General features: G+C 68.3%; 7 protein-coding genes. 3 read left to right on the top strand and 4 right to left on the bottom strand.

What is annotated here, in order from left to right; translation table 11 throughout:
- Positions 1-187: 187 nt before the first annotated feature.
- From cobJ to cobG, 4 genes are read right to left on the bottom strand one after another with little or no spacing between them, the layout of a single operon-like run.
- Complete coding sequence (gene cobJ, locus B0G62_RS13600) at positions 188-1,900, bottom strand: precorrin-3B C(17)-methyltransferase (RefSeq protein ID WP_103704696.1); 1,713 nt, start codon at positions 1,898-1,900, stop codon at positions 188-190.
- Complete coding sequence (locus tag B0G62_RS13595; protein ID WP_103704695.1) at positions 1,888-2,619, bottom strand: precorrin-2 C(20)-methyltransferase; 732 nt, start codon at positions 2,617-2,619, stop codon at positions 1,888-1,890. The genes cobJ and B0G62_RS13595 overlap by 13 nt, the downstream gene beginning before the upstream one ends.
- The gene (locus B0G62_RS13590) at positions 2,620-3,246 is read right to left on the bottom strand and encodes a precorrin-8X methylmutase (protein ID WP_103704694.1); all 627 of its coding nucleotides are present in this window, start codon (positions 3,244-3,246) and stop codon (positions 2,620-2,622) included. It abuts the gene before it with no gap.
- Positions 3,239-4,666 (bottom strand): precorrin-3B synthase, encoded by a 1,428-nt coding sequence (gene cobG / locus B0G62_RS13585; protein WP_103704693.1) that lies wholly within the window; start codon positions 4,664-4,666, stop codon positions 3,239-3,241. Before cobG ends, B0G62_RS13590 begins: the two co-directional genes overlap by 8 nt.
- Positions 4,667-4,891: 225 nt before the next feature.
- Here cobG and cbiE point away from each other — a divergent pair, with 225 nt between their 5' ends.
- From cbiE to cobM, 3 genes are read left to right on the top strand one after another with little or no spacing between them, the layout of a single operon-like run.
- On the top strand, positions 4,892-6,136 hold the full coding sequence (gene cbiE, locus B0G62_RS13580) for a precorrin-6y C5,15-methyltransferase (decarboxylating) subunit CbiE (RefSeq protein ID WP_103704692.1): 1,245 nt from the start codon (positions 4,892-4,894) through the stop codon (positions 6,134-6,136).
- Complete coding sequence (locus tag B0G62_RS13575; RefSeq protein WP_103704691.1) at positions 6,133-6,876, top strand: cobalt-precorrin-6A reductase; 744 nt, start codon at positions 6,133-6,135, stop codon at positions 6,874-6,876. Before cbiE ends, B0G62_RS13575 begins: the two co-directional genes overlap by 4 nt.
- Positions 6,873-7,604, top strand: coding sequence for a precorrin-4 C(11)-methyltransferase (cobM, locus tag B0G62_RS13570; protein WP_103704690.1), 732 nt, complete (start codon positions 6,873-6,875; stop codon positions 7,602-7,604). Before B0G62_RS13575 ends, cobM begins: the two co-directional genes overlap by 4 nt.
- The last annotated feature ends 65 nt before the right edge of the window (positions 7,605-7,669 follow it).

Genomic DNA, 7,669 nt, shown 5'->3' with positions numbered 1-7,669 from the left:
ACGTTCCAGGGCATAGGTGGCTCCGGGCGTTCGATTGCCCGAAAGTGTCAACCATGTCCTCGTACACCTGTCAGCTATGTCTCCAGTCTGTACACCGCCGCAAAGAAAGTAAGTGCCGCCCCGCACAGGGGCAACACTGGCAAACCGACAAGAAAACAAGGAAACGCCAAAGCAGCCAAAAAAACCGTCAACCACCCTCCGCATACCACCGCGGCGTATAAACCCACTCCCGGAGTCCATCGCCAGAGCCTTCCCTGGAAAACCCGCGCGTAGCCGACGACCCCACAATAACCATCGTCCGCATATCGACATCAGAAGACTGCAACGCGCCCAGCGTAGTCGCCCGCAACGACTCCCCAGGCCGCCCTACATCACGCCCCAGTACCACACGCGTTTCCGGCGCGCGCACAGCCCGCACGATCTCCAGCGCCCGATCAAGCTGCCAGGGCCGCGCCCGCGAAATCGGGTTATAGAAAGCCATGACAAGATCAGCAAGCGCAGCATGATGCAACCGCTTTTCGATCACAGCCCAAGGCTTGAGATTATCCGAAAGCGACAGCATGCAGAAGTCGTGACCCAGCGGCGCACCAACCTGCGCAGCCGTAGCAAGCGCCGCCGACACGCCAGGCACAATGCGCAGATCGACCCGATGCCAGCGTGAATCCTCGGCCCCTTCGAGCGCTTCGAGCACCGCGGCCGCCATGGCAAAAACACCGGGATCGCCCGACGACACTACAGCGACGCGCCGCCCCTCGCTAGCAAGCTCGAACGCATGCCGCGCACGCTGCAACTCTTCGCGATTATCGGTCGCATGACGCACCTGCCCAGGCCGCAGCGGGCCAGCCATCTCCACGTAAGTCGCATAACCGACAATATCGGTGGCTTCATCGAGCGCGGTGCGCGCCATCGGCGTGAGCAGATCGGCGCGACCTGGGCCGAGACCCAGCACCGTGAGCCGTCCGCGCGCCCGTCCGAGCCTGGACACGTCGAGCGGTTCGTCCGCGACGCCTAAAACGATGCCATGCCCGGCTTCGAGCCGTCGATGCGGCTCAGGCAGTTTCAGCGCGCCAAACACATCGCCATCGACAAACCGCAACGGCACGCCCAACGCAGACGCCGCCTGTTCGAATGCCGCATCGCCCATGTGCACGGCGGGCGCGATGAGCACGGCAAGCGCCTGTTCGGCCACGCCGTTTGCCTGCAACGCCTCGCGCACATATTCGGCCAACAGCGCAGGCGCTTCGGTTGCGCACGCAACGACCGAGCGCGGATGAATCACCAGATGCTCGGGATTGCCGTCCCACGCCTGCGGACTCACGCGGATCGCATGGCTCGCCGCCGCGTCGCGCGGCAGATCGACGTTGTCGAGCCAGGGCGCGTCGCCGTCGATGCGCGTCGTGTCGCCCGCGAGCAGATCCGACACGAAGCGCTTGCCTTGCGCGAGGCTCGCCAGCGCATATCCTTCGGGCGGATTGAGCAGGCAGGTGCCGAAGCGCAGTTCGCCGCTCGTCGTGATCGCAGGCGCGATGCCAAGCGCCGCGCCCATCTCGCGGGCCATCACGTTGACGCCCGTGAGGCCGCCGAGCAGCGGCACGACGGCGCTGCCGTCCTCCGCGAGCGCGAGCACGGGTGGCTCGATGCCCTTGTTGGCCAGCAGCGGCGCGAGGCAGCGGATCACGATGCCCGCCGCGCAGAGCGCGATGAGCGGCGTGCCGCGCCGGTAGAGTTCGCGCAGATGTTCGCCCAGTTCGCTGAACGCGATATCGCCTTGCGCGCGATCCTGCAAGGCGTGAATCCGGGCGCCCGCATAGAGCGCTTTCACGCGCTGCGCGGTGGCGAGCGCGCCAGGCCCGAGCACGACGACGGCGGGCGGTTGCAGCGCGGCGTTCAGCGTTGCCATTTTTCCCCCGGCACGACGAGCAGCGAGAAGTAGGGCGACGCCATCGGATCGACGTCGTCGAGCGGCACGATGCGCTGGTTCGACATCGTTGCGCGCTCAACATACAGCGCGCGATCGGCCAGGCCGAGTTCGGTCAGCACGCGGCGCACTTTCTCGAAGTTGCGGCCCAGCTTCATGATGACGGCGGCGTCCGCATCGGCAAGACGACGGCGCAGTTCTTCCTCGGGCAACACGCCGGAGAGCACCGCGAGGCTCTGGTTGCGATAGACGAGCGGCACGCCCAGCACCGCCACGCCGCCCAGCATCGAGCACACGCCCGGCACCACTTCGGCCTCGTAGCGCGCCGCAAGCCGGTCGTGCAGATACATGTACGAGCCGTAGAAGAACGGGTCGCCTTCGCAGATCACGGCCACGTCGCGGCCCGCGTCCAGATGCGCGGCGACGGTTTCGGCTGCACCGTCGTAGAAGTCCGCGATGATCGCCTCGTACGAGAGCGGCGGCTCCAGCGCTTCCGTGGTCACCGGATAGACGAGCGGCAGTTGTTCCTGCTGCGCTTCGAGGTGATTTTCGATGATGCCGAACGCGTTGCCCTTCTTGCCCTTGGCGACGAAGTACGCGACCACGGGCGCGGCCTTGATGAGGCGCAGCGCCTTGAGCGTGAGCAGTTCCGGGTCGCCAGGGCCGACGCCGATGCCGTGCAGACGTCCTTTGATGGACATTTATTCGATCTCCGAAGCAAGTGCGTTGACGGCGGCGGCGGCCATCGCGCTGCCGCCACGGCGGCCCTGCACGACCACGAAGGGCACGCCGAGCTTCGCGCTCGCGAGCAGCGCCTTCGATTCGGCGGCGCCCACGAAGCCCACCGGCATGCCGAGGATCAGCGCGGGGCGAGGCGCGCCCGCCTCGATCATGTCGATGAGGTGAAACAGGGCCGTGGGCGCATTGCCGATGGCGACGACGCTGCCTTCAAGGTGCGGGCGCCAGAGTTCGAGCGCGGCGGCCGAACGGGTGTTGCCCAGTTCGCGCGCGAGCGTGGGCACCGCGGGGTCGTCGAGCGTGCAGATGACGGCGTTGTCGGCGGGCAGGCGCGCGCGCGTGACGCCGAAGGCGACCATCTTTGCGTCGCAGAGAATGGGCGCGCCGTTGGCAAGCGCCGCGCGGCCGGCCGCGCCCGCGCCTGGCGAGAAGGCCAGATCGGCGACGACGTCGACCATGCCGCAGGCGTGGATCACGCGCACGGCGAGTTTTTCGAGGTCGGCGGGAATGTGCGAGAGATCGGCTTCGGCACGGATCGTCGCGAAGGACTCGCGATAGATCGCCTGGCCGTCGCGGATGTAATCAGACATCAGGAGTGCTCCGGGGCCGCTGCGTGAGCAACTGCTTGAATAGCTGCGCGGCGGCTTCGATCGTCAGGTGGCGCGCGACGGAGCGGCCGAATGGGGCCGTGTGCGCGTCGCGCTCGTTGAGGTGTTCGTCACGGTGCGCGCCGTCGTGCTCGTACACGTCGTACGTGCCGGGCGCCACGGCGAGCAGCGTGAACGGCGCGCGGTGGGCGGCGGCGCAGGAGCGCTCGCAGCCGCTCAGGTGGACGTGTACGCCGGGCGGCAGGTGGGCGGCGAGACGCAGGGCGTCGGCCTTGGTATCGGCGCGGCTCTTCGCGCAGCCCGCCGACCCTGTGCAGGCGATCGTGCGGGCGAGCGGGTGGGCGGGGTCGGCGATAAAGCCGAGCGCTTGCAGGCGTTCCAGCACGTTCCGCGTGACGCCGTTATCGATATTCGGCAGGATTGCGCCTTGCCAGGGCGTGATGCGCAGCGTGCCGTCGCCGTGCGTTTGCGCGAGCGTGGCGAGCGCATGCAGCGTCGCGGCGTCAAGACGCGCGAGCGGCGGCTCGCAGCCGACGTAGCGCCTGGTGCGATTCAGCGCGTGCACGCCGAGCCGCAACGCGAGATCGACGCCAGGACGACGCCAGCCGCGATCGCACGCGATATCGGGCGAGGTATGTTCTTGTGCCCGTTGCAGCACCGCCTGCGCGCCATGCACAGCGACGACTTCACGCATGCGCGTCTCGCCGGGCTGGGCGAGATCGAGGAAGGCGTGCAGCAGCGCGTGGATCAATCTGACCGCTTCAGTCGCCGCGATCGAGCCGAGCGAGCCGAGCGAGCCGTCGGCGGGACAACCCGCGAGGCCGAACATGAAGCGCACGCCGTCGTCGTGCGCCGCCGCGGCCAGCCAGATATCGTGCGGATGATCGAGCGCCGCAAGCCGTTCGCCGCCATCGATCAGCAACGCGAACTTGGGCGAAAGCGCCGCGAAACGCGGCTCGCCTTGCAGCATGGCGACGATGGGGGCGACGAGCTTCGTGGTGTCGATGAGCGCTTCGGAATCGAGGCCGGCGAGCGGACTAAGCATCAGGTTGCGCAGTTCGTCGGCGGCGCGCAGATCCGCGCTGGCACAGACGCCCGGACCCAGGCCCGCATCGACGAGCGCAGCCGTGAGCGCTGCTTCGCTGCCCGCGCGGATGCCGCGCACCTGAAGGTTCGCGCGATTCGTCAGTTCGAGCGCGCCCTGCGCATGCGCGAGCGCGGCTTCGGCAATCGCGTGCGCCTGCGTGGCTTGTAGCAAGCCGCCAGGCAAGCGAATGCGGCAGAGGCCGCCGTCGAGCGCCGCGACGACGCGCACGAGCCCCGGGCACGCCGAACGGCGGGCCGCGGCCCATGCAGCGGGGGACGAAGCGAGGGAAAAAGCGGGCTTCGAGTCGTGATTCAAGGGGCACTCGTGTTGGGAATCGCGCGGTCGTCGAACCGGGCCGCCTCACTGGCCGAAGCGGCGCGACTCATGCGCGAGCGCTGGCCGTATCGGCAAGGGGCGAGAAACGCGTGGGACATTCGCGGTTTCCGGCCCGTCCGGTGCCAGCGGAAGCGGTATTATGCCCGTTTTCCAGCGCGATCCGCGAATCCCGACGGGCCGCGCGCAACGCATGACGGAGCACGGATGCAGGGCAGGCGAGCGTGGCTGACGGTGATCGGCATAGGCGAGGACGGATATGCGGGGCTGGGGCGCGAGGCGCGCCGCGCGCTCTTCGCGGCAACGGTCGTGACGGGCGGCGCGCGCCATCTGGCAATGCTGCCGTCGCGCGTGCAGGCGCGCCGCGAGCCGTGGCCGCAGCCGTTCAGCGTCGAGCCGTTGCTTGCGCTGCGCGGTAAGCGCGAGCCGGTCTGCGTGCTGGCGAGCGGCGATCCGATGTTCTACGGCGTGGGCGCGACGCTCGCGCGTCAGCTTCCGGTGGATGAACTGTGCGTGTTGCCCGCGCCTTCGTCGCTGTCGCTTGCGGCGGCGCGTCTCGGCTGGGCCTTGCAGGATACGGCGGCGGTGTCGCTGGTGGGCCGGCCGCTCGACGCGCTGCGGCGGCATCTCTTTGCGCGTTCGCGCGTGCTCGCGTTGAGCGCCGATGGACGCACGCCCCAGGACATTGCCGCCTTGCTTGTCGAACAGGGCTTCGGCGCGACGCGTCTGATCGTGTTCGAGCATCTGGGCGGCGCGCAGGAGCGGCGCATCGATGGCCGCGCCGACGCGTGGCATGACGGCACAATCGTCGAAGAAGTCGCGGCCCTGAATCTCGTGGCCTTCGAGTGCATCGCCGCCGACGGTGCCGACTTCAACCCGGCACGGCCCTGGACGCTTACGCCCGGCCTGCCCGACGACGCTTACCGGCACGACGGCCAGCTCACCAAGCGCGACGTGCGCGCGCTCACGCTCGCCCGCCTCGCGCCGACGCCGGGCGCATTGCTCTGGGACGTGGGCGCGGGCAGCGGTTCGATCGGCATCGAATGGATGCGCGCGCATGCGGCTTGCCGCGCGATCGCGATCGAGTCGAACGGCGAGCGCCAGCGCTTCATCGAACACAATCGCGACGCGCTGGGCGTGCCCGCGCTGCAACTCGTGGCGGGGCGCGCGCCCGACGCGCTCGCGGGACTCGCCGCGCCCGACGCGGTGTTCATCGGCGGCGGCGTAACGGCGCCGGGCGTGCTGGAGACCTGCTGGGAACGGCTGGCGCCGGGCGGGCGGCTCGTGGCGAACGCGGTGACCGTGCAGAGCGAAGCGGCGCTCGTGGCATGGCGCGCGCAGCATGGCGGCACGCTGACGCGCATCGGCATCGGCGAGGCTCAGCCGCTCGGTCGCTTCGACACCTGGCGCCAGGCGCTGCCCGTCACGCTGTTCGAGGCGATCAAGCCATGACCGTGCGGGTGTTGTTGCTGGGCGGCACGGGCGACGCGCTGCGGATCGCGCGCGCACTCGGTCCCAAGCACGTTTATAGCCTCGCGGGTCTGGGTCGCGTGCCCGCCGATCTGCCTTGCGCGGTGCGTGTGGGCGGCTTTGGCGGCGCACAGGGACTCGCGCACTATCTTGCCGACGAAGGCATCACGCTGGTGCTCGACGCCACGCACCCCTACGCGGCGCAGATCAGCGCGAACGCGGCGCTTGCGTGCGACCAGACGCAGGTGCCTTACTGGGCGCTGCGCCGCGCGCCGTGGCAACCGCAGCCGGGCGACGACTGGTGCAAGGTGCGCGACTGGGCGGGCGTGATCGAAGCCATTACGCCCTATGCGCGCGTGCTTTTCACGCTCGGTCGCGAACCGCTCGCGCATCTGGGCGAAGTGCCTGGGCATCAGCACTGGACCGTGCGGTGTCTCGACGCGCATCCGGGGCACGCTCGCGCGAGGGTGATCGACGCGCGCGGACCGTTCACGCACGAGGGCGAACGCGCGCTCTTCGAGGCGGGGCGTTACGACGTAATCGTCAGCAAGAACAGCGGCGGCGCGGCGACGGAAGCAAAACTTGCCGTGGCACGCGAAATGGGCCTGCCCGTGGTCATGATGCAGCGGCCTTCGCTGCCGCCGGCGCAACGCGAATTCGCTTCGGTGCAGGATGTGCTGGATGCACTCGCGACTCACACTCAACGGAATATCGACGCATGACTGTTTTCTTTATCGGCGCGGGGCCGGGCGATCCCGAACTGATCACCGTAAAAGGCCAGCGGCTTGTGCGGACTTGTCCCGTCATTCTCTACGCGGGTTCGCTCGTGCCGCCCGCGGTGCTCGAAGGCCATCGCGCGCAACAGGTCGTGGATACCGCGCCGCTCACGCTCGACGAGATTGTCTCGCTGCTCGAAAACGCCCATCGGCAAGGTCATGATGTGGCGCGCGTGCATTCGGGCGATCCGTCGCTGTATGGTGCGATCGGCGAGCAGATCAGACGCTTGCGTGAGATTGGGATTCCTTATGAAGTGGTGCCCGGCGTGACGGCGACGGCGGCGTGTGCGGCGGCGCTCGGCAACGAACTCACGCTGCCAGGCATTTCGCAGACGCTGATTCTCACGCGCTATGCGACCAAAACGTCGATGCCCGAAGGCGAGGCGTTGAGCGATCTCGCGCGGCACCGCGCGACGATGGCGATTCATCTGGGCGTGCGCCATATCGCGCGCATCGTCGAGGAATTGCGTCCCCACTATGGCGACGATTGCCCCGTGGCCGTGATCTATCGCGCAAGCTGGCCCGATGAGGAGCGCGTGACGGGGACGCTCGCGGATATCGCCCGGAAGGTGCAGGCGACGGATATCGAGCGCACGGCGCTGATCCTCGTTGGCCGCGTGCTGGGGGCGGTCGGGTTTGCGGATTCGACGTTGTACGGGGCGGCAAAGCGGTAGGAGCGAACGGGTAATACCCGAACGAAATTTGCGCGACGTTGTGCTATGTCGCTGTCGATACTAAA

This window comes from Paraburkholderia eburnea, from assembly GCF_002917095.1.
Classification (GTDB): Bacteria; Pseudomonadota; Gammaproteobacteria; order Burkholderiales; family Burkholderiaceae; genus Paraburkholderia; species Paraburkholderia eburnea.
This window is presented reverse-complemented; position numbering and strand designations above follow the sequence as displayed.

Bases quoted from the DNA above. Each gene is read 5' to 3' on its own strand.
- cobJ (WP_103704696.1), bottom strand. From the start codon at position 1,900: ATGGCAACGCTGAACGCCGCGCTGCAACCGCCCGCCGTCGTCGTGCTC.
- B0G62_RS13595 (WP_103704695.1), bottom strand. From the start codon at position 2,619: ATGTCCATCAAAGGACGTCTGCACGGCATCGGCGTCGGCCCTGGCGAC.
- B0G62_RS13590 (WP_103704694.1), bottom strand. From the start codon at position 3,246: ATGTCTGATTACATCCGCGACGGCCAGGCGATCTATCGCGAGTCCTTC.
- cbiE (WP_103704692.1), top strand. From the start codon at position 4,892: ATGCAGGGCAGGCGAGCGTGGCTGACGGTGATCGGCATAGGCGAGGAC.
- B0G62_RS13575 (WP_103704691.1), top strand. From the start codon at position 6,133: ATGACCGTGCGGGTGTTGTTGCTGGGCGGCACGGGCGACGCGCTGCGG.
- cobM (WP_103704690.1), top strand. From the start codon at position 6,873: ATGACTGTTTTCTTTATCGGCGCGGGGCCGGGCGATCCCGAACTGATC.